The sequence below is a fragment of the Thermanaerothrix daxensis genome (assembly GCF_001306145.1).
GTDB lineage: Bacteria > Chloroflexota > Anaerolineae > Anaerolineales > Anaerolineaceae > Thermanaerothrix > Thermanaerothrix daxensis.
On record NZ_LGKO01000005.1, the window covers coordinates 274,016 to 299,897 of the forward strand.

The following is a 25,882-nucleotide window of genomic DNA, read 5'->3' on the forward strand; positions in this document are numbered from 1 at the left end:
GGGTAATTCCCTCCCAAGCAGGAGGTTTAATGTCCTCAAATCTTTCACTTCAATGGGAGTGCCTGACGCTGGTGTTAAGGCACCCGTTTCGTCTATCTTATGGGGTGAGTGAGACGCGTCGGACCTACTGGGTGCGCCTGGGGGATGACGTGGGGTGGGGTGAAGCGACTCTCCCACCTTACTACGGGGTGCCGCTGACCGATTTCGAAGCCTACTGGGAGATGCGCCGCCAGCGTGGACTGCGCTGGCCGGAGAGCCTGGAGGATCTACCTGCCTGGGTGGGGGTGGAAGGCCCAGCAGCGGCGCGATGTGCGCTGGAGATGGCGGCCTGCGACTACTTGGCCCGTCGAGCGGGGCAACCGCTGTACCAATTTTTGGGTCTCCCCGAGCCCCCAGCCCTGCCCACTTCGCTGACCATTGCCATTGATACGCCAGCGGCTATGGCCGAGGTAGCCGCCCGCATGAGTGCCTACCCGGTGCTGAAACTTAAACTGGGAGGTGCTGAGGATCTGGAACGCCTGGAAGCCGTCCGGGCGGCGCGACCGGAAGCCGAAATCCGCATTGATGCAAATGCCGGCTGGACGCTGGAAGAGGCCAGGGCCTATCTGCCCCGCCTGGAGGCGCTGCGGGTGTCTATGATTGAACAACCTTTGCCGAAAACGGCGCTGGCTGAAATGGGGCAGTTACAGCAAATGACCCTCATTCCGGTGGTCGCGGATGAATCGCTGCAGACATATGCCGATGTGGAGCGGCTGGCTACCGCAGGGGTGCGCGGGATCAATGTCAAACTCATGAAGACCGGCGGGCTCCTTGAAGCGCTGCGCATCATCCGCCGCGCTCGCGAACTGGGCCTGCAGGTCCTGCTGGGGTGCATGATTGAGACCTCGCTGGGGACGACAGCCATGGCTCACCTGGCGGCTCTGGCCGATTGGCTTGACCTGGATGCCCCCCTCTTGATTGCCAACGACCCGTTTGAAGGAGTGAGCTACGATCCCAATGGGCGCATTCGGGTGCCTGCGCGCCCGGGCATTGGCGTCATCAAACGCATTTCACATTACTAGGAGGTTGTATATGTCCGATCTTACCGGGCGAGCCCAGGAGGTTTTACAGCGTTTAGCCCGCGAGCGCGCCGATGAGCGACTGCATGTGTTTGAGGTGAAAATCGAGACCGTGGATGAATGGCGCCTGCGCTTAAGTGGCCGGGTGTTGGAGGAGGCCGATCGCCAGGCTTTGCGAGCGGCCTTCCGGGCTGAAGACGAGCGTTGGGTGATAGAGGATAGCGCCTTGCAGGTCTTGCGCCATCCGCATAACCCCATCCTGGCGGTTGCGACCCATCTCACCAGCCTGCATCGCGAACCTTCCTTCCTCGCCGAAATGCTGACTCAATTGCTTTGGGGAACTGCGGTAGAGGTGTTGGAAGAAAGAGAGCGCTGGGTGTTCGTGCGCTGCCCGGATGGTTACCTGGGATGGACGTATCGCCCCTACCTGGGCGAGGCTCTGCCTGCGGTTCCCACGCACATGGTGGCGGCACCGGTAGCCCTGGTGCGCGCTCAACCTGAAGCCGCGGCTCCTCTTGTCAGCCGGATCTTTGCCGGCACTTATCTTGGAGTGGGGGAAGTGGTCGGTAAGTGGGCAAAGGTACAGGCTCACGTGCAGGGTTGGGTGCCCACTGAGGCATTACGGTCGCTAGAGGCGCTCCCGCGCACCCCAGCGGTGCAACGTGCCCAAATGCTTGAGGATGCCTTTCGCCTGATTGGTGTACCCTATTTATGGGGTGGCACCACGGTCAATGGCATTGATTGCTCGGGTTTTGTGCAACTGGTGCACCGACTCAGCGGGATTAATCTGCCTCGGGATGCAGACATGCAGCAGGCGGCCAGTCGGCCTTGTGACCCTGTCGCTCTGCGCCCTGGCGATCTGCTCTTCTTTGGTGAAAAGGGGGAGTCTCGCGCCGTCACACATGTGGCGCTGAGCCTGGGGGGATGGCGCATTTTGCATTCTTCACGCTCACGGAATGGCGTATATGAGGATGATGTGCAGCAAGTGGCTCATTTACGCGAGTCGCTGGTTGCTACCGGCACCTTCCTGGAGGTGGACTAGGCAATGGCGGAAGGGCTGACCTCGCCAGTTGGGCCGCGGGTGATGGTGGCTGGCCGGGAATGCGATTATTTTTCCGGCACCGGTTACCTGGGCTTGCAGAGCGACCCACGGGTTCTGGCCGCAGCCCAGGCGGCCCTGGCCCGTTTCGGCTTGAGCACGGCTACTTCGCGTGGCGGTTATGGGGAGCACCCTCTATATGTAGACCTGGAACGAGCCATTTGTGCCTATTTTAGCACCGAGCAGGCGCTCTACCTGCCCACGGGCTATCTGGGGATGAGTCTGTTGGTGCAGGGGTTACACGGTCTTTATGAACGTCTCTTTGTAGACGAGGCCGCTCATTTCAGCATTTGGGATGCGGCGCGAGGGACCAACCTGCCGGTGGTGTCCTTCCATCATCTCGATGTTGAGGATTTGGCGCGTCAGTTGCGTGCTCACCTGCGCCCGGGGGAGCGTCCTCTGGTGCTCAGTGATGGGGTGTTTCCCATTTCCGGGGAGATTGCCCCCCTGCCCGCGTATGTGCGCCTGGTAGCAGAGTATAACGGATGGGTGGCTATAGACGATGCCCACGGGGTGGGCGTACTAGGGGTGCATGGCCGCGGAACGTTGGATTACTGGGGGGTGAGCGATCTGCATTGCTTTTCCACGGCCACTTTAAGTAAAGCCCTGGGGGGTTACGGGGGGATCATCGCCGATCGGGCAGAACGAATCCAGCGCTTGCTGGCGCATTCTGCGGTCTATGTGGCGACCAGCCCACCTCCGCTACCAGTGGCTGCTGCCTCGGCTACGGCGCTGCGCATCGCGCTGGAGGAGCCTCAACGCCGCGAGCGCTTATGGCAGAACGTGGCGCTGGTGCGGGCGGGGGTGCGCAGGTTGGGGTGGGATTTACCGGAAACACCGGTACCCATCCTTTGCTTGCGTTCCCGACCAGGGCTGGATTTGAGCGACTTACAACGTCGTTTGTTCGAAGCGGGTATCTGCGTGGCGCATGTGACGCGCTATTCCAGCACGCCTCCGGGTGGGGCGCTTCGCATTGCCATTTTTGCCACGCACACCGAAGCCCAAATTCAGCGTCTGATCGAAGCGCTTGGGGAGTTGCTCTAGCCGGGCCCGCCGTTAGCGCGGTTTTCGATGCGGCGCAGGGGCTCGCCGTACTTGACTTGATATACATCGAAATCGCGCGCGACAAATACATTGGGAAAAACCGCCTGTGCCTCGTGCAGGATGTCTTTCTCGCGGTAGCGCCGTGAAAGGTGGGTCAGAATCAGAGCACCGACATCGGCTCGACGGGCCAGTTCGGCGGCGCGGCGGGCGGTCAGATGCCCAAAATGGCGGGCCATCTCGGCCTCTTCTTCCAAGTAGGTGGCTTCAATCACCAGAGCATCTGCCTGGTAGCACGGCTCTACCAGATTGTCAATCTCGCCGGCATCGCCAACGATTACCAGGTGGGTGCCGCGGCGGTACTCACCGAGCACCATATCGGGGGTAATTAGGCGTCCATCGGAGAGGGTGATGGTTTGGCCTTCGACCAGTTGCCGACGCAGCGGGCCGTTAGGAACACCCAGCGCCTCGGCTTTTTCGGGAAGGAAGGGACGGCGTCCCTTCTCTTCAAAGCGGAACCCCAGACTATCGGCACCGCGATGCTGGACGGGAAAAGCCGTGATGGTGAAATCATCGGCTTCAAAGAAGGTGCCGTTGCTGATCGGACGCAGATTGAGCGGCATGGGTGGGGTGGCACCCCGCAGGACCACCCCGAAGAGCAGGTCGTGGATGCGTTCCAATGCCCCGCGGCTACCGAAAATTTCTAATTCGTCAATGGTCTCCCAGCGCATGAACGTGGAGAGCAATCCTGCGAGCCCTAAAATGTGGTCCAGGTGCCCGTGGGTGATTAAAATGCGGTTGAGGCGCTTGAAACCAATTCCGGCTTGCAGGATCTGCCGCTGGGTGCCTTCGCCGCAATCTACCAGGAAACGGTGCTCGTCATGCTTAACAACAATTGCCGGCAGGTTACGCCGGATGGAAGGAGCAGATGCGGAGGTGCCGAGGAAGATGAGTTCAAACAAGGGAGGTCACCTGATTAAGTGGTGTGCCTTATTTTAATGCAACTTGGCAGGAAGCAGTAAAATTATCGGAAGGAGCGACACCATTTGGGTGAGAAAAAATCACAGGAGGTGACCCCATGGAAATTAAAATTGTGCCGATTGAAAAACCGGAAGCCGTGAATGTCATCTTGGGGCAGTCGCATTTCATCAAGACGGTGGAGGATATTCATGAAGCGCTGGTGACCAGCGTGCCGGGTATCAAGTTTGGGCTGGCCTTCTGCGAGGCTTCGGGTGCCTGCCTGGTGCGCTGGAGCGGGACAGACCCCGACCTGATTACCATGGCGCAGAAAAATGCCCTGGCGGTGGGTGCGGGCCATACTTTCTTCGTTTTCTTGGGCGAGGGTTTTTATCCCATCAATGTTCTCAAAGCCATTCAGGCGGTTCCCGAGGTGTGCCGAATATTCTGCGCCACAGCCAACCCGCTCCAGGTCATTGTGGCTGAAACCGATCAGGGACGCGGTATCCTGGGGGTGGTGGATGGGAGCAGCCCTAAGGGGATTGAAGATGAGGAGGGGATTGCCTGGCGCAAAGGCTTCCTGCGACGCATTGGCTACAAGGCATGAGGCCCGGAACTTGCAACAGGCTTTTTGCGTCTAAGAAATATCCTCTCTTCCTCGAATCTCAAGAGTGACTCATGAAAAGGAGTTGATGATGAAAGTACGATGGATCGGTGCCCTTATCCTGGCTGTGATGCTGGGAGGATGTGGACTTTTAGGACAGCGGCCTACCCCTTCGGATGCCGAGATGGCAACCCAGGTGGCTCAAATCCTGACGGCCATGCCAACCCCAACGTCGCCGCCCCTTGAACCTACCCCAACTCAGCCGTTACCTACCGTGGCGTTCACGGAGCCTCCCACGGTTCTTCCGCCGACCGAGACACCCACCCCGCTCCCTCCTGAGCCGACGGCCACTACGCCGGCTTATCCGGCACCTGAAACACCTGCCCCTACTGCTACGGCCACGGTGACAACTCAACCAACGCCTACCTACGCCTTTACCCCTCCCGCAACGGACCCGGTGCTCAAACTGGGTAATGCCACGTGGACCGATTCGATGGACAACGACCGCAATTGGCCCACTGGCCCGGATCAATATACCAGCATTGAATTTCGGGATGGGGTGATGCGGCTGACCGGTCTGACCTCTACGGATGGCTGGCGGATGACCTGGCCGAAGGTAGCCGATTTTTACCTGGAGGCGACCTTCCGTACGGGTGAGTGTAAGGGCAGTGATCGCTACGGTCTTTTCTTCCGCGTGCCGATCCTAAGCAATCCCGACCGGGGTTACCTGTTCGGTTTAACCTGCGATGGTAAATATGCTCTGCGCCGTTGGGATGCTTCGGTTGGGACCCGGGGCGAGATGATCACCCTGGTGAATTGGAAGTCGGATGCCGCCATTAACGCAGGACCCAATCAGGTTAACCGCCTGGGGGTGATGGGTATCGGTGATCGTTATGCCCTCTATGCCAATGGTGTGTTGCTCACTGAGGTGCGCGATGATCGCTTCTTAGAGGGCTATTTCGGTGTCTTCGTAGGCGCCCGTGAGACCGAAAACTTCACCATCCAGGTGGATCAGATTCGCTACTGGGAGAATCCACGCCCGTAATGATTTAACTTACACCAGAGAGCGGGTTCTACACCCCCGCTCTCTTTCTTTTGGTAGGGGTAAAATAGGGTATTGTTGATCACGAAAAGAGAGTTTTCAGGAAATGACCACACTTAAAGGCCACCAGTTGCTCCCCTACCTGCCGCGGATTCGTAAGGATACCCCCGGTTTTCTGCTGGATTGTGCCCGGCGCTATGGGGATTGGGTGCACTTTGATATGGGAGTTACTCAGGCATTCTTCATCAACCATCCGGATGCCGTGCGTCACATTCTGCAGGAGAATCACCGCCATTACACGAAAGATACCCTTCAATACCGCACTCTGGCGCTGATTACTGGCCAGGGGCTGCTGACGGCGGATGGCGAGATGTGGTTGGAGCATCGGCGCTTGCTTCAACCGGCTTTTGCGCGTCCGCACTTAATGGCTCTGGATGAAGTGGTTCTACCAGTGGTGGAGCGGATGCTTCAGCGCTGGGAGCACCTGGTGGCCCGTCAGGCGGTTGTGGACGTGGATCACGAGATGCTGGAAACAGCGCTGGAGGTGGTGGGCCTGGCTCTTTTCGGTTTGGATCTCAGCCGGGAGGCTCCTCAACTGGTCAGGGCGGTGCTCACGGCTCTGGATTATGTCATTTACCGCGCTCAGAATCTGGTGGTTCCGCCCTTGAACTGGCCGACACCGCGTAATCGTGCCTTTAAGCGTGCTCTGGGTGAGTTGGAGCGCGCGGTGGACGCGATCCTGGACACACAGCGTGATAAGGACGCGCGAGGAGAAAATCTGCTGAGCCTGCTGGTGCAGGCCGAGCAGGCGGGCCGTATGTCTCGGCAGCAAGTGCGCGATGAATTGGTTACCATGATCGTGGCGGGGCATGAAACTGTCGCCACCGCCCTGACCTGGACCTGGTATCTTTTGACGCAGCACCCCGAGGTGGAGGCTGCTCTGCTTGACGAGATTGATACGGTTCTGGATGGACGCCCACCAACACGGGAAGATTTACCGAAATTAACCACCACCGCGCACGTGTTTGCGGAAGCCTTGCGCCTTTACCCGCCTGCGTGGTTGATCACGCGGCGAGCCATTGCTGAGGATGTGTGGATGGGGCACCCCATTCCACCAGGGGCACTGATTATCATGAGCCCTTATGTGCTGCACCGCCACCCTGCGTTCTGGGATGAGCCCGAAGCCTTCCGGCCCGAGCGGTTTGCTGACGAAAAGGCGCGGACTTACCACCGGTTCGCCTATATTCCTTTTGGGGGTGGACCGCGCCTGTGCATTGGCAATCATTTTGCGCTGGTTGAAGCGCAACTTATCTTGAGTCGGGTATTGCAGCGATTCCGTCTTGTCTTTGCGGGCGCAGGGCCCGTGCAAGCCGAGCCGTTGGTCACCCTGCGCCCGAAAGGTGGAATGCCCATGCGTCTAATCGCACGCGAAGGGCGCTGATCAGACGATTTTCTCAACCACCTCGATGCCGTTGAGGGCCATGTGATAGAGGAAAACGGCGTGCAGCAAGTCACCGGGGTGTGGGAAACCACCTTCTCTTTCGGCCACCTCGATGGGGCGGTCATAGGTTTCCACACCATCCGTTGGAACAATCACTCTGCGTTGCAACTGGCGCGCATTGGCGTCCAGACGCAGGTGCATGGCCAGTTGATAGGTGCATAAGTCGGTGCAATCGCCCACCACAATGAATGTATTAACCTCGGGATGCTGAGCCAGCCAGTCGTTCAGTCCTGTGTTCAGACCCGAGGAAATGGAGTTTTTCTCCAAAATCACCATCTGGTTGAAAAAGGGCAGGCGTTTGAAGGCGTCTACGGGTTCGGCTTCGGTAGTGCCACGTACGCAGTGGGGGGGCCAGGCGGAAAATTCGACAGCATCTGGCTCGTGGCTGTCCTGAGTCAAGAGGATGTGACGGATGCCGTAATCCCAGGCGTGCTGGAAAAGCGAAGCAATGGGTTCTACGATGCGTCCCACGCGCTCACTGGCCAGAGGCCCGCTCACACAAAAGCCATTAATCACATCCACCGAGAGGATAGCCGCTCGCGCGGGGTCAGGAGCGATCTCCTTCAAGCCAACGACCGGTAATTGGGCCAGCCACTGTTCCAGATAGCGCAGGAAGGGCACGCTTTGGTCTTGCAGATTGAGACGAGGCATAAACCACCTCCTGGGTTATAAAGGGGATCTGATCACTTTGTGTCATATTTACACTAAATCAATTTTAGCAGGAAGGAGGGGGTTGTCAAGCACATCCCTCAGGAGGTGAGTGATAAATGGACTCTACCAACGCTTCTGCAAGCGAATGCGCAGGATGATAGCCGTGGTATTGAGCAGGAGCAATACCGCCAGCAGGACAATGATGCCAGCCGCGGCCAGTTTTTGAAACTCCTTTTGGGGCAGCGAGATCCAGTTAAAAATCTGAATGGGCAGCACGGTGAAGAGGTCCAATGGCCCGCGCAAGTCGAAACGAATGTAGGTGAGAGCGCCGATGGTGATTAATGGGGCGGTTTCACCAATGGCACGCGACATGGCCAGGATGGTACCGGTGAGAATGCCTGGCATAGCATAGGGCAGAACATGGTCGCGCACGGTTTGCCAGGGCGTGGCTCCCAATCCAAAAGCGGCCAGGCGCACACTGCGTGGCACGGCGCGGATGGCTTCGCGCGAGGAGACGATTACCGTGGGCAGAACCAGCAGGGTCATGGTCAGGGCACCTGCCAGCAGACTGCGCCCCAGGTTTAACCCGTACACGAACAGACCCAGCCCCAGCAGGCCATAGATGATGGAGGGTACACCGGCCAGGTTGGAGATGTTGATCTCGATGAAGCGGGTGAACCAGTTGTCACGGGCATATTCTTCAAGGTAAATGGCTGCTGCAACGCCAATGGGAAAGGAAAGCACGGCAGTGATTACGGCCAACCAGAGAGTGCCCTGCAGGGCGGAGCGCAGCCCCGATTTATCTGGGAACCGTGAAGGAAATTGGGTGAAAAATTCGGGGCGCAGCCAGGGCAGTCCATCCAAGAAAACGTCAATCAGCAGGATGAGCAGCACCACAATACCGATCAGAACCGCCAGCAAGGCAAGAAGTTCGAACCATCGTCCGCGCTGTTTGCGCCGTTGGAGGCGTTGAAGTTCGTTAGGGCTGAGGAAGGCGCTCGTGTTCATTCGTACACCTCGCGGAAGCGACGGGTCAGGAAGTGGCTGAGGACGTTCATCACCAGGGTCATCAAGAAGAGCATCATTCCCACCGCAAAGATGGTCAGGTAGGCAAGGCTCTGTTGAGGCGTATCACCCAGGCTGACCTGAACAATGTAGGCGGTCATCGTTTCAATGGACTCAAGGGGGTTAAGGGTTAGTTTGGGTTGCTGGCCGGCGGCAATGGCCACGATCATTGTTTCGCCGATAGCGCGGGAGACAGCCAGGATGAAAGCGGCGCTGATGCCCGAAAGTGCCGCCGGGACCACGATTTGAGTCGAAACCTCAAGTTTGGTGGCGCCCAGGGCATAGGCGGCATCCCGGAGGGAGCGAGGCACGGCTGAAAGTGCGTCTTCGGAAATGGAGGCTACCATGGGTAAGATCATGAATCCCATCACAATGCTGGCGCTAGCGGCGTTGAAGGTCTGAGTCTGAGGGAAGATGGATTTGAGCAGGGGGGTGACGAAGAGCAGTGCAAAGTAGCCATACACCACGGTGGGAATGCCCGCCAGTACCTCCAGAACCGGTTTGAGGATACGCCGCGCGTTGTCAGAAGCGTATTCACTCATGTAGATGGCGGCCAGCAATCCCAGGGGCAGGGCGATGATCATGGCCCCGGCGGCAACCAAAACAGTGCCGTTTACCAATGGCCAAATGCCAAATTTTTTAGAGGCGAAAAGGGGGGTCCAGCGCGTTTCGGTGAAGAATTCGACGATGGAAACTTGTTGGAAGAAAAGAACCGTCTCACGCAGCAGGGTGAAAACGATGCCCAAGGTAGTCAGAATAGAGATGGCCGCGCAGACCAGCAGCCCCGTCTGAATCAGCCGTTCGCCAGTACGGGGACGACGCTTGAGCATCTGAGGAATGGAGGTGGAAGAGGAAGGTGCGAGTAGGGAGGTGGTTCGAGATGTCTCCATGCAGGGGATCTCCATGACAGCCTGGGAAGGGTGGGGTTTCCCTTCCCAGGTAGATTCTACATGAATTTTTGGAGGAAATCGGCGATTCTCATTGCTCCTTGGCCAACAAGTCAGCCAGGCTGACGCCCACGGTAGACCCTTGCCCCTCAAAGATTGAGCCCGTCACGCGGTTTTCAAAACGCTTTTGGACAAGTTCGTAGATCTCCGGCGTGAGCGGGATGTAGCCCACTTCTGTGACAATTGTGGTTGCGTTCTTCAAGTAGAAGGAAATGAAGGCGTTGATCTCATCTTTCTGGTCCACCCGGGCGCGGTTGACGTAGATGAACAGCGGGCGGGAAAGCGGCCGGTAAGTGCCGTTAGAGACAGTTTCCAGCGAAGGCAGAACGCAGCCGTTTCCACTGTCAATGGCAACCAGTTTTAGTTTATCCTTATTTTCCTCGTAGTACGCCAGGCCGAAGAAGCCCAGGGCGTTTTCATCTCCCGCGATGCCCTGCACGAGCACATTGTCGTCCTCACTGGGGAGGAAATCGCCACGGCTGGCGCCCTCCTTGCCCACGATGGCCTCGGTGAAGTAGTCATAAGTCCCCGAGTCCACCCCTGGCCCATATAGGGTCAAAGGACGATTGGGGAAGCCCTCCCGAACCTGGTTCCAATTGGTGATCTTCCCCTCTGCTTCGGGCTCCCAAATCTTCTTGAGTTCGGCCACTGTGAGGCACTCCACAAAGTCATTCTTGGGATTGACCATCACCGCCAGGCCGTCAAACGCGATGGGCAACTCAATGTAGTCGATACCGTTCTGCTTGCACAGTTCGGTTTCGGATTCCTTGATGGGGCGGGAAGCATCAGAGATGTCGGTTTCGTCATTGCAGAATTTCTTGAAGCCTCCGCCGGTGCCGGAAATGCCAACCGGGACGCGCACGTTGGGGTACTCGCTCTGGAACTCCTCCGCAATGGCAGCCGTGATGGGCGCAACAGTGCTGGAACCATCTACCAGAATGGTGCCTTCAATATCAGCGGAGGTTGTGGGTGCAGGGGTGGCGGTAATCACCTGTGGAGTTCCTGCAACGATACGGGTGATTTCAATCACGGTGGGTTCTGCGGGTGGTGGTGTGGCCGGTGCACAGGCGCTGATCACGATGGCGGTCACAAATAGCAGACTTATTAGACGGAACAAATTACGCATGGGTCTTCTCCTCTCGTTTCTTAAAGTGAGATGGCTTCACATATGAGTATATATGGGGCGTGTTAAGGGTGCTCAAAAGAGGGTTTAAGAATGGGTTAAGGATTGAAGAAAAACGACTTCACATTTGTGAATCGTATTCACAAATGACTTGTAACCCGGCAGATAATCCCTATAATCACAATTGGTCGTTATCTGCTTGGCTCGAGTCTAAGGATGTTATTGAACGCGGATCGCCTGGATTTGCTGGCACGAATTGCTGAAATGTACTACGAGAGCAACCTGACGCAAGATCAGATTGCTAAAATTACCGGCTATTCGCGCTCAATGGTATCCCGTCTGTTGACCGAAGCCCGGCGGCAAGGGGTCGTTGAGATCCGCATCAATCACCCGATGCAGCGCCGCCGAGACTTGGAGCAAGCCCTGCAGGCACGTTTGCACCTGGATGAAGTGTGGGTGATGGCCCGGGGCACGCTGGCGCATGGGGAGATGTTGCGTCGCCTGGGTGTGCTGGCGGCGCGGTTTTTAGAGGCGTATCTCCACGATTACATGACGCTGGGGACCTCGTGGGGCACGGCGGTTTACGAGACGGTGAACGCGCTGCAACCGCGCACGTTTCGCGGCATTCGGGTGGTGCAGATGATTGGGGCTCTGGGCACCCCCAACCCCGATATTGACGGTCCGGAACTGGCGCGACGCATGGCACGGGCCCTGGCCGGGCAGTACGCCACGCTGCCAGTGCCCCTGATCGTAGAGAGCGAGACCACCCGTCAATCGTTAATGCGGGCACCGCATGTGCAGCGCGTAACTCAGTTTTTCCGTCAAATTGATTTGGCGTTGGTCGGGGTTGGTACGGTAGAACCCGAGCATGCCAGTCTTTTGCGCGCTGGCTACCTGACGGCTGAACAATTAGAGGATTTGCGCGCTGCTGGCGCGGTAGGAGATGTGTGCGCCATTCATATTGCCCTGGATGGCTCGCTGGTGGATACCCCGTTGACTCGCTGTATCCTGGGCATTGATGCGGAGACTCTGCGCCGTGTTCCCATTCGCATTGGGGTGGCCGGGGGGCAAGCCAAGGCCCTGCCGATCCTGGCTGCCAGCCGCTCTGGGTTGATCAATCGTCTGGTAACCGACGAGGTTGCCGCAACTTTTGCTTTACGTATTTTGGAGGAAGGATCATTGTCGTATGTCAATGCAACCGAACCCGATGCAGATTGAGAATACGCTTCCGGTGAATCATGAACAGTTGCTGGCCGAATTGGGGCGTGACCAGGCGCTGGATATGCTAGCGACCATGTGCCTGATTCGCGCCTTTGAGGAGAAGGCCGAAGATCTCTTCGCGCGAGGGATGGTGCACGGCACCATGCATCTCTCGATTGGACAGGAGGCAGTGGCCGTTGGGGCTACCCGCGCCATGCAGCAGGGGGATTACCTGCTCAACCATCACCGCGGGCATGGGCACTGCCTGGCTTGGGGCAGTGATGTAAACCTGATGATGGCGGAGTTTCTGGGTAAGGAAACTGGCTACTGCCGCGGGCGTGGGGGCTCGATGCACATTGCCAATGTGGAGGCAAATAACCTGGGTGCCAATGGCATTGTGGGAGGGGGGCTTCCCATCTCGGTGGGAGTGGGGTTGAGCATTAAAATGCGTCGCACCCGCCAGGTTTGCCTGACCGTTTTCGGGGATGGCGCCGCTAATGAGGGTGCCTTCCATGAGGCGCTTAATATGGCAAGTATTTGGGATCTGCCGGTGGTGTACCTGTGTGAAAATAACCAGTATGCCATGTCAATGCCAGTAACCAAGGCGTTTAATATCGAGCGCATTAGCCAGCGTGCGTGTGCTTACGGAATACCGGGCGAGACGGTGGACGGCAATGATGTACTGGCCGTTTATGCGGCCGTGCGCCAGGCGGCAGAACGCGCCCGCAGTGGTCAGGGTCCGACGCTGGTGGAGGCAGTGACCTACCGCTGGCGCGGGCACTCGAAAAGCGACCGCCAGGCCTACCGCACGCGTGAGGAGGTCAAGGTGTGGCAGCAGCGTGATCCGATCCGCCGCTTTGCCGCTCTTCTGGGGCTGAGCGAGGAAGAACTGGCGGCTTATACCGCCGAAGCGCAGCGTAAAGTTGAGGCGGCAGTTGCTTTCGCTCAGGCCAGTCCTGAGCCCGATGTGAGCACTATTCTTGAGGGTGTCTATGCGTGAGATTACTTACGTCGAAGCCATACGCGAAGCCCTGGCCCAGAAGATGGCCGAGGATCCAACAGTTTTCCTCATCGGTGAGGATATTGGCATTTACGGCGGTGCCTTTGGGGCAACGGCGGGGTTGATTCAGCAGTTCGGAGAAGAACGAGTCATTGATACCCCAATTTCAGAAGCGGGAATTGCTGGTGCCTGTATCGGTGCCGCCCTCACCGGGATGCGCCCCGTGGGGGAGATCCAGTTCATGGACTTTGTGACCCTCAGCATGGAGCAACTGGTGCTCCAGGCCGCCAAAATTCGCTTTATGTTTGGGGGAAAAGCAAAGGTGCCGTTTGTGCTGCGCATGCCAGGTGGCTCCGGCACGGGTGCGGCGGCACAGCATTCCGAAAGTCTGGAGAACTGGTTCGTCCATGTGCCGGGACTGAAAGTAGTCATGCCCAGCACCCCTTATGATGCCAAGGGGTTATTAATTGCAGCCATTGAAGACGATAACCCGGTCATCTTCGTTGAGCACAAGTTGTTGTATAAGATCAAAGGGCCGGTTCCCGAGGAGATGTACCGTATTCCGCTGGGGCAGAGCCATGTGGTGCGCGAGGGCAAAGATCTGACCATTGTGGCGACCTCGGTCATGGTGCAGCGTGCCTTGCAAGCCGCCGAACAGTTGCAGGCCGAAGGCATTGAAGCAGAAATCATTGACCCACGCACGCTACGTCCTCTGGATGATGAACCCATCATCCGTTCGGTCATGAAAACCGGACGCGCTTTAGTCGTCCACGAGGCGGTGAAGATGGGCGGTTTTGGCGGCGAGATTGTAGCGCGCATTGTAGAGAGCGAAGCCTTTGACTATCTCGAAGCCCCGGTGCGCCGCTTGGCCGGGCTGGACATCCCCATTCCATATAATCGTACCCTGGAGTATCATGCCGTACCCCAGGTGGAGAACATTGTGGAAGAAGCCCGCAAACTGGTCAAAGGGGCCTATTAGGAGGTAGCGTGGCGCACGAAGTGATTATGCCCAAATTTGGTTTTACCCAGGAGACGGCGGAGATCGTGCGCTGGCTCAAGCACGAAGGAGACGTGGTTGAGCAGGGGGAGCCCATTGCTGAGGTGACGACGGATAAGGTCAACATGGAGGTGGAGGCTCCTGCCAGTGGCATTTTGGCTGGGGTGCGCTATCGCGAAGGGGAGGTGGTGCCGGTCACTCAGGTCATTGCCTATATCCTCCAACCCGGTGAGGTGCTGCCTGAGGAAGCGGTCCCTTCTGCTAAGGAAGTGGGCGAGGGTGCAGCCCCTACTGAGGAGGACCTTCTGCACGTCACACCGGTGGCAGCGCGTCTGGCGGAGGCCGAGGGAGTGGACCTAAGCCAAGTACGGGGGAGCGGTCCTGGTGGGCGAATTACCCGGAAAGATGTTGAAGCCTATCTGGCTGCCCGTCAAGCCCCGCCGGGCAAGGTGCGGGCTGTGCCGGCCGCGCGGCGATTGGCTCGCGAGTTGGGGGTGGATTTGGGGCAGGTTGCGGGGAGTGGCCCGCGCGGGCGTATCCAGTCAGAGGATGTGCACCGTGCTCATGCGGCTCAGGTGCAAGCCGCTCCTGCGGTGGTAGCGCCTGCGGTTGAAGCCGCAATGGCACAACCGGCGGCGGTGAGCGAGGTGTCTGGCGTGCGTACGCCCATTGCGCAGGCGATTACCCTGACGGGTATGCGCAAGGTCATTGCCCAGCGCATGCAGCAGAGCGCTCAGAATGCTCCGCACATTCATCTGGAGATCACGGTGGATGCAACAGCCGCGGAAGCCCTGCGTGCACGGGCTAATCAGCGCTTGAAAGAGGGACAACCCAAGGTCAGTCTGACAGCGGTTATTGCGCGGGCGTGTGCCTGGGCGCTGACTCAGCACCCGCGGCTGAACGCCTGGTTGGTGAGTACATCGCAAGGGGAACAACTCTTAATCCCTGCTCAGGTTAACCTTGGGATTGCGGTAGCAGTGGATGAGGGGTTGATTGTGCCGGTGGTACGCGATGCGGCGCGGAAGAACCTACTGCAATTGGCGGGTGAGATCGGGGATCTGGTGGAACGGGCGCGGGCCAACCGCCTGAAACCTGAGGACGTGGTGGAAGGGACTTTCACCATCTCCAACCTGGGCATGTTCGGGATTGAGCGCTTCACGGCCATCATCAATCCGCCACAAGTGGCCATTCTGGCGGTGGGGAGTCTGCGGCAGGAGGTCGTAGCCGATACAGAGGGGCAGATCCAGGTGCGCCCGGTGTTCAGCTTGACTCTGTGTGCCGATCATCGGGTTGTGGATGGAGCGGTCGCAGCGCGTTTCCTGGCCGACTTGCGTGAGGCGCTGGAGCAACCCGAGGTGATGGTGGTGTAAGGACTAAAATTTTAGTCTGGAGGGAATGTGGACTCAACCCCGTTAAATCTGCTAGACTTATTAATACCGGAAGCGATTGCGCTCAATTTTACGGCTGCCTCGGCTGAAGCGGTCATCCGACACCTGGCAGCAGCGCTCCTCCGGCAGGGTTATGTGCGCGAGACATTTGCTGAGGCGGCTCTGGAGCGCGAGGCGCGGCTACCTACGGGTCTGCGGCTCTCGGGTGAAATTCATGCGGCGATCCCGCATACGGATATTGAGCATGTGCTTCGCCCGGCCGTGGGGCTGGCCACCTTGCCCGAACCCGTGATTTTTCGCAACATGATTGATCCCACAGATGTTGTTCCGGTACGTCTGGTCTTTTTGCTAGCCTTGGAGCAACCCAAATCACAGGTGGAGATGCTTCAGCAGGTTGCCACCATCTTGCAAAATCCTCAGGTCGTCAGTGATCTGGTCACTGCGCAAACGTTGGAAGAGGTGCGGCGGATACTCGCGCAGGTAATGCCTGCGCAGTCGTGAAGCAGGTGGTACGTAATTTTCTCCCTTTACTCAATTCATTCTAAACCTGATCTGTGAGGAGGTTAACGTGAGCAAACCCAAAGTCGTTCTGGTGGCCTGCGGTACAGCCATTGCAACTTCCACCGTGGTAGCCCACGCAATTGAGGAGGAAATGAAGAAGCGGGGAATTAACATCACAACCCGTCAGTGTAAGGCAACAGAGGTGCCAAGCCTGGCTGCCGATGCTGATCTGATCGTCACAACGACCCCGCTGCCTTCAAATCTTGGTAAACCCGTGATCCAGACCCTGGCGTTTCTCACGGGAATCGGAAAAGAGGAGGTGTTGAAGCAGATTGAAGAGATACTAAAACAGTAATTCCCTATTTCGATCGTTTATTTTCTATTCCCCCCAACTTTTTCATTTCAAATCCTCTCAGGAGGCCAAAATGGATGCCGTATTAAGTGCGATTAAGACGTTATTTGACACGCTTGGCGCTACGGTCATGCTCCCCATCATTATCTTCTTGCTGGCCTTGATCCTGGGTGCCAAGCCGGGGCGGGCCTTCCGCGCCGCCGTTACCATCGGTGTGGCATTCGTCGGTATCAATCTTGTTATTGGGCTGATGTGGTCAAACCTGACCGAAGTGGCGCAGGCCATTGTGAAGAACACCGGCGTAACTCGCGATGTGGTGGATGTGGGTTGGCCTTCAGCCGCTGCCATTGCCTTTGGTTCCTCGGTGGGTCTGTGGGTGATTCCGTTAACCCTGGTGGTTAACCTGGTTTTATTGGCTCTGCGTCTGACCCGCACCCTGGATGTAGATGTGTGGAACTACTGGCACTTTGCGTTCATCGGTTCGCTCATTGTGGCCGGCACTGGTAACCTGCTGTACGGGTTGATCGGTGCAGCGTTAGCGGCGGCACTGGCGCTTTTCCTGGGTGACTGGACGGCCAAGGCTGTGCAGAAATTTTACGGCCTGCCGGGCATTTCCATTCCGCACCTGACCTCGGCTCCCATCGTGCCCATTGCGATTGCCACTAACTGGGTCATTGAGCGCATCCCGGGTTTGCGCGATGCGGAGTGGGATACCGAGACCATCCGCAAGCGCCTGGGGGTTTTTGGTGAACCGGTCATTTTGGGCCTGGTTATTGGTTTGGTGCTGGGTGCCATCGCTTTCTACAATGCTGGTGACGCGATGACGGTGCTGGCGAAAGTGTTGGGTGCGGGCATCAACCTGGCCGCTGTCATGTTGCTGCTCCCGCGCATGGTTGCGATCCTGATGGAAGGGCTGATCCCGATCTCCGAGTCGGCACGTGAGTTCATGCAGAAGCGCGCCGGTGGGGATCGCGAGTTCTACATTGGCCTTGACTCGGCTATTTTGATCGGTCACCCTGCCGCGATTGCCAGCGCGCTGGTGCTTGTCCCGATTGCCATTCTGCTCAGCATCATCCTGCCGGGCAACCGCGTCATCCTCTTTGCCGACCTGGCGGTGATTCCCTTTGTAGTGGCCATGACCGCACCGGTCATGCGGGGGAACGTGCTGCGCATCGTCATTGCCGGGACAATCACCCTGGCCGTTGGTTTCTACATTGCCACTTCGATGGCGCCGCTTTTCACCTCCGCAGCGGTGGCTTCTGGTTTCTCACTGCCTGAGGGCGCGGTGCAGATTACCAGCATTGCGGATGGCTTCCTCTGGCCTCCGTTCCTCTTTGTTCGCACGGTCATGGGGCTGGGCGCGCTCGGGTTGGTGGTTCTGGCGGCTCTGTTGGGTGTAGCACTCTTCTTCTTCCTGCGCAACACCAAAGCCTGGGAAGCGGCCGCAGGTGCGCCCGCAGAGGCTACAGCTTCAGCCGACTAGGCCTGATTTCCGCTTCACCTTTGGATCAGCCCGAGCGCCCTCGGGCTGATCCATTTTTTGTCGAGGGCACGGTTGTGTTTAGCGCATCAGCCCGCGGATGATCAGATCCACGGCTTCGTCCTCGCTTAACCCGCGTGCCATCAGCGTTTCAAGTTCCTTGCGGTTAACGGTGCCAATGGCTGCCTCATGTGTCACCTGAGCCTGATCGTGGCGGACGATGACGAGGGGATTGTTGCTGGCCTGTGCCTGCCCGCGCACGATTTCGGTGCAATCCATGTGTCCACGCGTGTTAGGGGCGTTGCCTTCGGTGACGGTATCCACGCGGCTTTGGGCGTGGTCCTGAACGGCAATGCGGGTGCGGGTTAACCCCCTTGCCCCGGGCCCCTCCAAAACCACGACTTCGCGCACATGGATGGCATCTTCACCTTTGCCATAGGCTTTGGTCACCAGTTCCGTCACACCACCAGCCTCGACGCGGACGTGGTAATCCAAACGCAGTACGCCTACCCGACCGCGCGTCAATGCGAAGGTGGTGGTGAAGTATCCACCTTCTTCGACAACGACCTCGGCCTTGGGAAGAACCACTGTGCCCCCCTGAGGGCCGTGAAAGTGTTCTTCAGTGTACGTCAGGCTGGCATTGCGTCCCACCCGAATACGGGCTTGCATGCGGTGCTCAACTTTGATCGCATTAGGGAAGGAGCAGTGTGCCAGAAAGCGCACCTGCGCCTGTTCGCCAATCTCATAATCGGCGATAATCTCCTGTTCTCCTTCGGCTGGCAGAAGCCCAAAGCATAGATGCACCGGCTGAGTGAAGCGGGTATGGGGCTCTACCCAGATGTGGGCACGCACGCCATGCGGCAGACTCTCCGCTTCGAAATGAACGCCGGGAATCTCATGTGCTACCAGCACCTGATTGGCCGAAATGACCAGGGTGGCAACCTGGGGCAGTTGGAGGACGCCCGGGTCGCCACCAGCCTGCCGGTAAGCCTCCATCATGGCGTTGAGTTCACCTGCCCATGTGGGTGCTGCCTCGCTTGAGGGGGATGGAAAACGAGATGCGCGGGTCATGCCTGGCCTTCCTCCTGTTCCAGACCCATTCTCATGAGTTCAAGAGGGGTAGGATGCAAGCGACAATGCTCACGGTAGAAACGCCGCGTTTCCTGAGGATTGCCGATGAATGCAATGCTGCCCAGGCACATCAATGAGGCGCAATCGCCAATTTCAGCCAGTTCATCGCGATGGGTGATGAGTAGGATGGTGCTGCCCTCGGCGGCCATGCGGCGGATCAGATGCTCAATATCCGTCAGCGAAAGAGCGTCTATTCCCGAATCGGGCTCATCCAGGATGGCCAGGCGTGGACGCATGGCATAAACGGCAGCCAGTTCGATACGTTTGCGTTCCCCGCCCGAAAGGGTCTTGTCCACTGCCCGGTAAGCATATTGGGCAGGGGGCAGGGCGACTGCTTCCAGTGCTTCCAGCACGCGTTGGCGGTCTGGCTCTTTCATCCCCAGGCTGATGTACTTGCCGACCGGGATGCCCTCAAAACGCGCCGGTTCCTGCCAGGCCAGGGTGATGCCTAAACGAGCGCGTTCAGAGAGGCTCAAAGGGGTAATATCGCGTCCTTCGAAAAGGATTTCACCACGGTCGGGAGTATAACCGGCGCACCCCATCAGGGTATAGGCCAAAGTGGATTTTCCCGAGCCGTTTAACCCCAGCAACACATGGATCTCACCTGGCTTGAGAGACAGATTGACGTTGTTCAGCAACACCCGACCCTCTCGCGTCAGGTAGAGATTTTTGACCTCCAATAGATAGGAATCCATCGTTTTGCCTTATCCGGGTTTATCATTATTCTGGATTCAGAATATAATCCCGAATCGTGCCACTGGCTAGTTCCGTTTGTCACGATTACAACTCTGTTTTGTCACCCATTAAGGCGAGCCAGTGGCACCAAAGGGCTTTGAGTCTCATTGCAGGATCATCCTTTACATTCCGGGGGGGTTGTGATAATATATGCTTTGACAATTGAATAGCCTTTTACAGGCACCTCTTATCCAGAGAGGCGGAGGGACCGGCCCGATGAAGCCTCGACAACCTGGATGCGCGTGAAGTGGGCGCACGGGCATCCAAGGTGCCAAGTCCGGCAGAAAGTTCAATTTCTGGAAGATAAGAGGGCAGCCTACACCCGTGTAGAGATTGCCCCTCCTTATCCCAGAAGGGGCATTTTCTTTTTCTAAAACCTTTATAAAGGAGGTAAAACCAGAATGAATACGTCGTTTATGCATTCGCCTCGGTACCTGTTCACCTCTGAATCGGTGACTGAGGGGCATCCTGATAAAATGTGCGATCAAATCAGTGATGCTGTCCTGGATGCGTGTCTGGCGCAGGATCCGTATTCCCGGGTGGCCTGCGAGACGGCAACCAAGACCGGCTTCGTGATGCTCTTGGGTGAAATCACCACCCGTGCCATCCTCAACTTTGATCAACTGGTGCGCCGGGTGATCCTGGATATTGGTTACGATGATTCCAGCAAGTCATTTGATGGAAACACCTGCGCAGTGCAGGTAGCAATCAGTCAGCAATCCGGCGATATTGCCATGGGCGTGGATCAGGCCCTGGAAGCCAAAACGGGCGAGATGAGCGATGCCGAAATTGAGAAAATCGGCGCCGGTGATCAGGGGATGATGTTCGGCTATGCCTGCAATGAAACACCGGTGCTGATGCCCATGCCGATTTACCTGGCCCATAAACTGACTCGGCGCCTGGCGGAAGTGCGCAAAAACGGCACGCTGCCCTGGCTGCGGCCAGATGGCAAATCTCAGGTCACAATTGAGTACCAGTACGGTAAACCTGTGCGCGTTCATACGGTGCTGATCAGTGCACAACACGCCCCCGAGGTCACCCAGCAACAGATACGCGATGCCATTATCGAACATGTCATTCTGCCCGTTTTGCCCTCACACATGGTAGATCGGGAGATGAAGATTTACGTCAATCCCACCGGCCGCTTTGTCATCGGTGGTCCGCTGGGAGATGCCGGCGTGACCGGGCGCAAGATCATCGTGGATACCTACGGTGGGATGGGGCGGCACGGTGGGGGCGCTTTCAGCGGCAAGGATCCCACGAAAGTGGATCGCTCGGGTGCCTATGCGGCGCGGTACGTGGCAAAGAACATTGTGGCGGCGGGCCTGGCTGAGCGCTGCGAGATCCAGGTGGCCTATGCCATTGGCGTCGCACGTCCGCTGAGCATCAATGTGGAGACTTTTGGCACGGGCGTGATTCCCGATGAGGAGATTGTACGCCTGGTGGAGACCCACTTTGATTTACGCCCGGGTGCAATCATCCGGGATCTGGACCTGCGCCGGCCCATTTACCGCCAGGTTGCAGCGTATGGTCATTTCGGTCGGGATGATCTGGATTTGACCTGGGAACGCACCGACAAGGCGGAACTCCTGCGCGAAGCCGCGGGTCTGCGGGTAGCGGCCTCCTGAAAGCGACCTTTTTTGAGAAACCGAAGCCCTGGCTGCAGGAAACCCCTGTAGCCAGTTTTTTAATCGTCTTCCGGGGGTGGAGCCGTTGGCCCGTAATCCAGCACCTCGCGGATGGGGGAATTGGGCAGAGCGGGCGAGATAATGCCCTTTTCTTCCATAGCGTCAATCAAACGGGCGGCGCGGGTGTAACCGATGCGCAGGCGGCGTTGTAGCATGGTCACCGAAGCCCGCCCCTCACGACGCACCAGGTCAATGGCTTCCTGCAGCAGGGGGTCTCCCTCTTCGAGGTTCCACAATTCCCCCTGCTTGAGGGGTACGTGAGGTGGGAAGAGATCTACCTGGGTCTCGCCGCTGGCACTGGGGGAAGGAAGGGATGTTTGCTGGGCGGCTGCCGTGCGCCAGTAGTCCACTAGGCGTTGTATTTCGATGTCGGAAACGAATGTGCCCTGCAAGCGCACTGGCGCGGCGGCGTCGGGAGCCTGGAAGAGCATGTCTCCGCGCCCCAACAAACGCTCTGCCCCGGGTTGATCCAGGATCACCCGACTATCTATCGAGGAAGCCACGGCAAAGGCAATTCGTGCCGGAAAGTTGGCTTTGATCAAACCGGTGACCACATCCACAGAGGGTCGCTGGGTGGCCAGGATCAGGTGAATCCCGGTGGCACGCGCCAGTTGGGCCAGGCGCGTGATGCTGCGCTCAGTCTCGTCGGGCGCCAGCATCATTAAGTCGGCCAGTTCGTCAATCACGGCGACCAGATAGGGCAGGGGCGGCTGGTGGCGAGCGTTGTATTCTTGCAGGTTGCGTACCCCAACTTGGGCAAATTTGTGGTAGCGAGCATCCATCTCGCGCTGAAGCCACTGTAGCGCTCCAATGACGCGCTCGGTATCCACCACCACCGGGGTTAGCAAGTGCGGAATGCCATTGTAGCCAGTGAGTTCCACGCGTTTGGGGTCCACCAGCACCAGACGCAATTCCGCAGGGGTGTTATGAAGGAGCAGGCAGGTGAGGATGGCGTTCACGCAAACCGATTTGCCGGAGCCGGTTGTGCCTGCGATGAGGAGATGGGGCATGGCAGCCAGGTCGGCGGCTACCGGCCGCCCTGCAACATCCTTGCCCAGGGCAAAGCGCAGGGGCGACCGCAGGCGCTTGAATGCCTCACTCTCGATCACCTCACGCAATGCGACCCGGCTAATTTCGACATTGGGCACTTCAATGCCTACGTAATGCTTGCCCGGTACCGGTGCTTGAATGCGGATACGCGGGGCTGCCAGTGCCAGCGCCAGGTCATCGGCTAACGAGACGATGCGGCTGACGCGGACACGTGTGCGTCCGTTGCGGGTCTCGATAAAATCGGGTTCTACGCCGAAACGCGTGACGGTTGGCCCGTGGGAAATATCCACCACATGACCAGGGGCCCCGAAGGATGCCAGCGTGTCTTCGATGATCTTGGCACGTTCGTGGTCCAGGTTATCCTGGGTGGCAGCCGGCGTGGGCAGGTCAAGGATCTGATCCAGTGCGGGCAGCACCCAGGGCGAGGGGGGTGACGAGGCAGGAGAAGGAGCGGTCTCGGGGGATTCTGGAGGCCCCGCCGGCGCTGAAGACGCCTCGGGGGTAGATGGGGAGCGCGAGCGGCGCGGCTTTGCCGACACCGGGCTGCGCAGTGGGACTGCCGGCAAGGGCTGAAACTCAGCGGGGAGAGGTTCCTCTGTCGCCGGGGCGTGGGGGGAGGAAGTGGACTGGCGTGAGGAGGACTGCCGGGTGCGCCTGGTCACCGCAGCCTGCCAGGCTTTGTTCAGTTGCTGTATCAGCACGGTGAGTGAGGTATCGGTGAGCAGCATCAGGCTGAAGCACAACCAGGCCAGGAGCACGACGCCCGCCCCCATGGGGCCGAAGGCCTGGATCATGAGCCAGAGCGTACGTTCCCCAAGCCATCCACCGCCCTTACCCTGGCCTACCAGGGCGGGTGTGCCACCGCTGAGCCAGTGCAATCCTGTCAGGGCATTCCAGTAGAGCAGGCCCAGGCCCACCAGGCGGGGCGCCGAGGGCAGGGGAAGGCGTTCAAGGCGGCGCAAAATCAGCCAGATGCCGACGATCACCATGGCAATGGGTACAGCCAGGCTGCCCCATCCGAGGAACTTCCGCAGGGTGGTAAGAATGAGGCGGCTCAGGAGCCCGTTTTGAGCAGAGATCAGGCTTAAAAAGAGGGCCAGGCCTGCCACTGCCAGAAGCACGCCCAGGGCATCCAGTTTTCGATCAGGGGAAATGCGGTGCCACATATCCCGCAGTCGCGAGAGCAAGCGCGGGGCGGCGGTAGGGAGAGCGGAGGGGGACTTTCTGCGCCGTGAGGTCGTTCGCGGAGTTGGCGGAATGCCACGTGAGGACGAAGAACGTCCGCTTGAACGGTCTTTACGTGAGGAGGGCGAACGGGTCTTGGCTTGCGGGGTCATGGGCATCCGGGCAGACTCAATTTCTCATAAATCATTCTACCCCAAGGGCGCGGCGAGTGGCTCGAAAAGCCAACGGTGGCAATCGATCGCGGTCAAAGAAACCCACCTGGTCGGCATCATCCCCCGGGCGAAGCGTCCCCCCGACCCGTTTGGCGCGGTAGATGATGACGATGTCGGCGCCGCGTTCATGCTCGCGCCCGCTGATCACTCCCACCAGGTCGGTGACCTGAACTTCCAACCCGGTTTCCTCGAAAGTTTCTCGCTCGGCGGCCCGGGCAGGGTCTTCGCCCGCATCCACAAACCCCGCTGGCAAGGTCCAGAAACCTTGATAGGGCTCATTGACGCGTCGGGTAAGTAAGACTCTGCCCTCTTCTTCCACAATGGCCGCAGCGGCTACTTTGGGGTCGGCGAAGTAGATCCAACCACATTCGGGGCAGGTAGGACGCTCCTGTCCAAACAGGAAGCGCGAGACAACGGGAACACCACAATAGGGGCAAAATCGTATCGGACGTTGAGGCATCATGGACGAGGCTTTCGGATCAAAATCCCTATGCCCAGCACGAGGGCAAGCATGAGCAAGCCGGCTTGAATCAAGCGCTTGAGCGAGATCCCACTACTGATCGAGGGGCTTGCAGGGGTGGCTGTGTATATTTTACCCCGTTCTTCGGGGGCCGGCAGCCCCAGGATGGGGTTCGGGGATTCACCGGAAGGGCCTTGCAAGGCGCGCACTTCGGGAGTGGCCTGCGGAGTTGCCGGCGGTGGTGAGGGAGAGGGCGCCATAAGGGGGGCCGAGGTGATGGATGGGAGCAGGGGATACCCTGGAACCACCCCTTTGGAAGCGCTTCCCCCCATATCGGAGGCTCCTCCTCCGCCACCCATGCCCATGGCGCTGGGAGGTGGGGGTGGCCCGCCCCAATAAACGATGACAGGAGTGGGGGTGGGCTCGCTGAGCCCCAGGGCTTCCATCTGTGGAGCGCCGGGCGCCTGGGCGCGCATGGTTGACCCGCCGGTGGGGAAGGGGAGCCATTCCAGTATGACGACCAGAACCACCAGGGCAATGGCCAGCGCTGGGGCTAATTGCCAGATCGGCATGGGGCGGGGCCGTGGGGAAGACACCATGGCAGGGGTTAGGGTGAAGGAACGCGGGGCTTTGCGCCGCGGCGCCTGGCGTAGCACGTGCCGGGTCTGGCGCAGGCTTTCCCAGGCTTCGCGGTACTCGGGGTGCGTGCGCAATTGCTCTTCCACCTTGCGGCGGTCGCGCTCGCTGAGCTGCCCATCCAGGTAGGCGGAGAGGCGTTCCCAATCCTTGTAGGAGAGCCGCGTTTTCATGCCATTTCCTCTTTACCTAGACGAAAGCGGGCCGGCAATAGTTCCGCAAACCCCGCCAGGCAATCCCGCAGCCGCAGGCGGGCACGCGCCAGGCGACTTTTGATAGTGCCCAGCGGTTTGCCCAGCGCTTGGGACACCTCGGCGTAGTCGTACCCTTCCACATCTACCATAATGACTACCGCCCGAAAGTCTTCCGGGAGGTCTTGTAAACAGTGCGTGATCGCATTTTCGACCTCACGCAGTTGGACCATTTCCTCCGGTGAGAGGTGATCGTCCATTAACCAGGCGGGGGATTCGATTTCTTCTTCGTCACGATTGAGCGGCTCGAGTGCCACCGTAGGGCGACGTTTGCGCCGCCGCAATTCGTCATAGCAGGCGTTGGTCACCATGCGCAGCACCCAGGCTCGGAATGAACCACCGCGGTAAGTCTTGAGACTGCGGTAGGCGGCGATGAACGCCGATTGCGTTACATCGGCAGCCGCATCTGGGTCATTCAACATGCGATAAGCCAGGTTATAGGCACTATCCTGGTAAGCCAGGACCAGTTGATTGAAGGCCTCCAGGTCGCCTTCCAGAGCACGGGCAATGCATTGGGCCTCGTCCATT

At 58.6% G+C, this 25,882-nt stretch carries 25 protein-coding genes and 1 riboswitch; of the genes, 14 read left to right on the forward strand and 11 right to left on the reverse strand.

What is annotated here, in order from left to right; genetic code table 11:
* The first annotated feature begins 29 nt into the window (after positions 1 to 29).
* The 3 genes from SE15_RS09930 to SE15_RS09940 are packed head-to-tail and all read left to right on the forward strand — an operon-like array spanning position 30 to position 3,201.
* Positions 30 to 1,061 (forward strand): dipeptide epimerase, encoded by a 1,032-nt coding sequence (locus tag SE15_RS09930; RefSeq protein ID WP_054521963.1) that lies wholly within the window; start codon positions 30 to 32, stop codon positions 1,059 to 1,061.
* A gap of 10 nt (positions 1,062 to 1,071) precedes the next feature.
* On the forward strand, positions 1,072 to 2,100 hold the full coding sequence (locus SE15_RS09935; protein WP_054521964.1) for a C40 family peptidase: 1,029 nt from the start codon (positions 1,072 to 1,074) through the stop codon (positions 2,098 to 2,100).
* 3 nt (positions 2,101 to 2,103) lie between these two features.
* Positions 2,104 to 3,201: an aminotransferase class I/II-fold pyridoxal phosphate-dependent enzyme gene (locus tag SE15_RS09940; RefSeq protein ID WP_054521965.1), complete on the forward strand. Its 1,098-nt coding sequence runs from the start codon at positions 2,104 to 2,106 to the stop codon at positions 3,199 to 3,201.
* Here SE15_RS09940 and rnz read toward each other — a convergent pair.
* Positions 3,198 to 4,160 (reverse strand): ribonuclease Z, encoded by a 963-nt coding sequence (rnz, locus tag SE15_RS09945; protein ID WP_054521966.1) that lies wholly within the window; start codon positions 4,158 to 4,160, stop codon positions 3,198 to 3,200. The genes SE15_RS09940 and rnz overlap by 4 nt on opposite strands.
* 116 nt (positions 4,161 to 4,276) lie before the next feature.
* On the opposite strand from rnz, the gene SE15_RS09950 reads away from it, so the two are divergent.
* The 3 genes from SE15_RS09950 to SE15_RS09960 all read left to right on the forward strand — a co-directional run bounded on the left by SE15_RS09950 (position 4,277) and on the right by SE15_RS09960 (position 7,242).
* Entirely contained in the window at positions 4,277 to 4,762 is a 486-nt protein-coding gene (locus SE15_RS09950; protein ID WP_054521967.1) for an adenosine-specific kinase, read from the forward strand.
* Between the two features lie 85 nt (positions 4,763 to 4,847).
* Positions 4,848 to 5,804: a hypothetical protein gene (locus tag SE15_RS14825; RefSeq protein WP_152965590.1), complete on the forward strand. Its 957-nt coding sequence runs from the start codon at positions 4,848 to 4,850 to the stop codon at positions 5,802 to 5,804.
* Between the two features lie 103 nt (positions 5,805 to 5,907).
* Positions 5,908 to 7,242 carry a cytochrome P450 gene (locus SE15_RS09960; protein ID WP_054521969.1) on the forward strand — a complete coding sequence of 445 codons (1,335 nt, stop codon included), beginning with the start codon at positions 5,908 to 5,910 and terminating at the stop codon, positions 7,240 to 7,242.
* Here the strand turns inward: SE15_RS09960 and SE15_RS09965 are convergent, their stop codons facing one another.
* The 4 genes from SE15_RS09965 to SE15_RS09980 form a co-directional block, all read right to left on the reverse strand.
* The gene (locus tag SE15_RS09965; RefSeq protein ID WP_054521970.1) at positions 7,243 to 7,953 is read right to left on the reverse strand and encodes a cysteine hydrolase family protein; all 711 of its coding nucleotides are present in this window, start codon (positions 7,951 to 7,953) and stop codon (positions 7,243 to 7,245) included.
* A gap of 123 nt (positions 7,954 to 8,076) precedes the next feature.
* Positions 8,077 to 8,961 carry a phosphate ABC transporter permease PstA gene (pstA, locus tag SE15_RS09970; RefSeq protein WP_054521971.1) on the reverse strand — a complete coding sequence of 295 codons (885 nt, stop codon included), beginning with the start codon at positions 8,959 to 8,961 and terminating at the stop codon, positions 8,077 to 8,079.
* On the reverse strand, positions 8,958 to 9,848 hold the full coding sequence (gene pstC, locus SE15_RS09975) for a phosphate ABC transporter permease subunit PstC (protein WP_054522476.1): 891 nt from the start codon (positions 9,846 to 9,848) through the stop codon (positions 8,958 to 8,960). Before pstC ends, pstA begins: the two co-directional genes overlap by 4 nt.
* A 148-nt stretch (positions 9,849 to 9,996) precedes the next feature.
* Positions 9,997 to 11,091, reverse strand: a complete 1,095-nt coding sequence (locus SE15_RS09980; RefSeq protein ID WP_083461867.1) for a PstS family phosphate ABC transporter substrate-binding protein — start codon at positions 11,089 to 11,091, stop codon at positions 9,997 to 9,999.
* A 213-nt stretch (positions 11,092 to 11,304) separates the two neighbouring features.
* Between SE15_RS09980 and SE15_RS09985 the strand changes: the two genes are divergently transcribed.
* From SE15_RS09985 to SE15_RS10015, 7 genes are all read left to right on the forward strand, one after another.
* Entirely contained in the window at positions 11,305 to 12,306 is a 1,002-nt protein-coding gene (locus SE15_RS09985) for a sugar-binding transcriptional regulator (protein ID WP_201778089.1), read from the forward strand.
* A complete protein-coding gene (locus tag SE15_RS09990) occupies positions 12,296 to 13,288 on the forward strand; it encodes a thiamine pyrophosphate-dependent dehydrogenase E1 component subunit alpha (protein WP_054521972.1) in 993 nt (330 codons plus the stop codon). The genes SE15_RS09985 and SE15_RS09990 overlap by 11 nt, the downstream gene beginning before the upstream one ends.
* Positions 13,281 to 14,267, forward strand: a complete 987-nt coding sequence (locus tag SE15_RS09995; protein WP_054521973.1) for an alpha-ketoacid dehydrogenase subunit beta — start codon at positions 13,281 to 13,283, stop codon at positions 14,265 to 14,267. The genes SE15_RS09990 and SE15_RS09995 overlap by 8 nt, the downstream gene beginning before the upstream one ends.
* 8 nt (positions 14,268 to 14,275) lie before the next feature.
* Positions 14,276 to 15,655: a dihydrolipoamide acetyltransferase family protein gene (locus tag SE15_RS10000; RefSeq protein WP_152965591.1), complete on the forward strand. Its 1,380-nt coding sequence runs from the start codon at positions 14,276 to 14,278 to the stop codon at positions 15,653 to 15,655.
* Positions 15,656 to 15,682: 27 nt separating this feature from the next.
* On the forward strand, positions 15,683 to 16,174 hold the full coding sequence (locus SE15_RS10005; RefSeq protein ID WP_054521974.1) for a PTS sugar transporter subunit IIA: 492 nt from the start codon (positions 15,683 to 15,685) through the stop codon (positions 16,172 to 16,174).
* 67 nt (positions 16,175 to 16,241) lie between these two features.
* Positions 16,242 to 16,529: a PTS sugar transporter subunit IIB gene (locus SE15_RS10010; protein ID WP_054521975.1), complete on the forward strand. Its 288-nt coding sequence runs from the start codon at positions 16,242 to 16,244 to the stop codon at positions 16,527 to 16,529.
* Positions 16,530 to 16,599: 70 nt separating this feature from the next.
* A complete protein-coding gene (locus tag SE15_RS10015) occupies positions 16,600 to 18,009 on the forward strand; it encodes a PTS galactitol transporter subunit IIC (protein ID WP_054521976.1) in 1,410 nt (469 codons plus the stop codon).
* Positions 18,010 to 18,087: 78 nt separating this feature from the next.
* Here SE15_RS10015 and SE15_RS10020 read toward each other — a convergent pair whose 3' ends face one another.
* Entirely contained in the window at positions 18,088 to 19,077 is a 990-nt protein-coding gene (locus tag SE15_RS10020; protein WP_054521977.1) for a SufB/SufD family protein, read from the reverse strand.
* Positions 19,074 to 19,832 (reverse strand): ATP-binding cassette domain-containing protein, encoded by a 759-nt coding sequence (locus tag SE15_RS10025; protein ID WP_054521978.1) that lies wholly within the window; start codon positions 19,830 to 19,832, stop codon positions 19,074 to 19,076. The genes SE15_RS10020 and SE15_RS10025 overlap by 4 nt, the downstream gene beginning before the upstream one ends.
* A gap of 224 nt (positions 19,833 to 20,056) precedes the next feature.
* A riboswitch (SAM riboswitch) is annotated at positions 20,057 to 20,182 on the forward strand.
* A gap of 106 nt (positions 20,183 to 20,288) precedes the next feature.
* Between SE15_RS10025 and metK the strand changes: the two genes are divergently transcribed.
* On the forward strand, positions 20,289 to 21,500 hold the full coding sequence (gene metK / locus SE15_RS10030) for a methionine adenosyltransferase (RefSeq protein WP_054521979.1): 1,212 nt from the start codon (positions 20,289 to 20,291) through the stop codon (positions 21,498 to 21,500).
* A 59-nt stretch (positions 21,501 to 21,559) separates the two neighbouring features.
* Here the strand turns inward: metK and SE15_RS10035 are convergent, their stop codons facing one another.
* The 4 genes from SE15_RS10035 to SE15_RS10050 are packed head-to-tail and all read right to left on the reverse strand — an operon-like array spanning position 21,560 to position 25,881.
* Complete coding sequence (locus tag SE15_RS10035) at positions 21,560 to 23,953, reverse strand: FtsK/SpoIIIE family DNA translocase (RefSeq protein WP_201778091.1); 2,394 nt, start codon at positions 23,951 to 23,953, stop codon at positions 21,560 to 21,562.
* A 25-nt stretch (positions 23,954 to 23,978) separates the two neighbouring features.
* Positions 23,979 to 24,470, reverse strand: coding sequence for an NUDIX hydrolase (locus tag SE15_RS10040; protein ID WP_083461868.1), 492 nt, complete (start codon positions 24,468 to 24,470; stop codon positions 23,979 to 23,981).
* Positions 24,467 to 25,276, reverse strand: coding sequence for an anti-sigma factor family protein (locus SE15_RS10045; protein WP_054521982.1), 810 nt, complete (start codon positions 25,274 to 25,276; stop codon positions 24,467 to 24,469). Before SE15_RS10045 ends, SE15_RS10040 begins: the two co-directional genes overlap by 4 nt.
* Positions 25,273 to 25,881: an RNA polymerase sigma factor gene (locus SE15_RS10050; RefSeq protein WP_054521983.1), complete on the reverse strand. Its 609-nt coding sequence runs from the start codon at positions 25,879 to 25,881 to the stop codon at positions 25,273 to 25,275. The genes SE15_RS10045 and SE15_RS10050 overlap by 4 nt, the downstream gene beginning before the upstream one ends.
* Position 25,882: the final 1 nt, after the last annotated feature.

Excerpts from the sequence above, each read along its gene's own strand:
- SE15_RS09930 (WP_054521963.1), top strand. The coding sequence starts at position 30 with ATGTCCTCAAATCTTTCACTTCAATGGGAGTGCCTGACGCTGGTGTTA.
- SE15_RS09935 (WP_054521964.1), top strand. The coding sequence starts at position 1,072 with ATGTCCGATCTTACCGGGCGAGCCCAGGAGGTTTTACAGCGTTTAGCC.
- SE15_RS09940 (WP_054521965.1), top strand. The coding sequence starts at position 2,104 with ATGGCGGAAGGGCTGACCTCGCCAGTTGGGCCGCGGGTGATGGTGGCT.
- SE15_RS09950 (WP_054521967.1), top strand. The coding sequence starts at position 4,277 with ATGGAAATTAAAATTGTGCCGATTGAAAAACCGGAAGCCGTGAATGTC.
- SE15_RS14825 (WP_152965590.1), top strand. The coding sequence starts at position 4,848 with ATGATGAAAGTACGATGGATCGGTGCCCTTATCCTGGCTGTGATGCTG.
- SE15_RS09960 (WP_054521969.1), top strand. The coding sequence starts at position 5,908 with ATGACCACACTTAAAGGCCACCAGTTGCTCCCCTACCTGCCGCGGATT.
- SE15_RS09965 (WP_054521970.1), bottom strand. The coding sequence starts at position 7,953 with ATGCCTCGTCTCAATCTGCAAGACCAAAGCGTGCCCTTCCTGCGCTAT.
- pstA (WP_054521971.1), bottom strand. The coding sequence starts at position 8,961 with ATGAACACGAGCGCCTTCCTCAGCCCTAACGAACTTCAACGCCTCCAA.
- pstC (WP_054522476.1), bottom strand. The coding sequence starts at position 9,848 with ATGCTCAAGCGTCGTCCCCGTACTGGCGAACGGCTGATTCAGACGGGG.
- SE15_RS09980 (WP_083461867.1), bottom strand. The coding sequence starts at position 11,091 with ATGCGTAATTTGTTCCGTCTAATAAGTCTGCTATTTGTGACCGCCATC.
- SE15_RS09985 (WP_201778089.1), top strand. The coding sequence starts at position 11,305 with ATGTTATTGAACGCGGATCGCCTGGATTTGCTGGCACGAATTGCTGAA.
- SE15_RS09990 (WP_054521972.1), top strand. The coding sequence starts at position 12,296 with ATGCAGATTGAGAATACGCTTCCGGTGAATCATGAACAGTTGCTGGCC.
- SE15_RS09995 (WP_054521973.1), top strand. The coding sequence starts at position 13,281 with ATGCGTGAGATTACTTACGTCGAAGCCATACGCGAAGCCCTGGCCCAG.
- SE15_RS10015 (WP_054521976.1), top strand. The coding sequence starts at position 16,600 with ATGGATGCCGTATTAAGTGCGATTAAGACGTTATTTGACACGCTTGGC.
- SE15_RS10020 (WP_054521977.1), bottom strand. The coding sequence starts at position 19,077 with ATGACCCGCGCATCTCGTTTTCCATCCCCCTCAAGCGAGGCAGCACCC.
- SE15_RS10025 (WP_054521978.1), bottom strand. The coding sequence starts at position 19,832 with ATGGATTCCTATCTATTGGAGGTCAAAAATCTCTACCTGACGCGAGAG.
- metK (WP_054521979.1), top strand. The coding sequence starts at position 20,289 with ATGCATTCGCCTCGGTACCTGTTCACCTCTGAATCGGTGACTGAGGGG.
- SE15_RS10035 (WP_201778091.1), bottom strand. The coding sequence starts at position 23,953 with ATGCCCATGACCCCGCAAGCCAAGACCCGTTCGCCCTCCTCACGTAAA.
- SE15_RS10040 (WP_083461868.1), bottom strand. The coding sequence starts at position 24,470 with ATGATGCCTCAACGTCCGATACGATTTTGCCCCTATTGTGGTGTTCCC.
- SE15_RS10045 (WP_054521982.1), bottom strand. The coding sequence starts at position 25,276 with ATGAAAACGCGGCTCTCCTACAAGGATTGGGAACGCCTCTCCGCCTAC.
- SE15_RS10050 (WP_054521983.1), bottom strand. The coding sequence starts at position 25,881 with ATGGACGAGGCCCAATGCATTGCCCGTGCTCTGGAAGGCGACCTGGAG.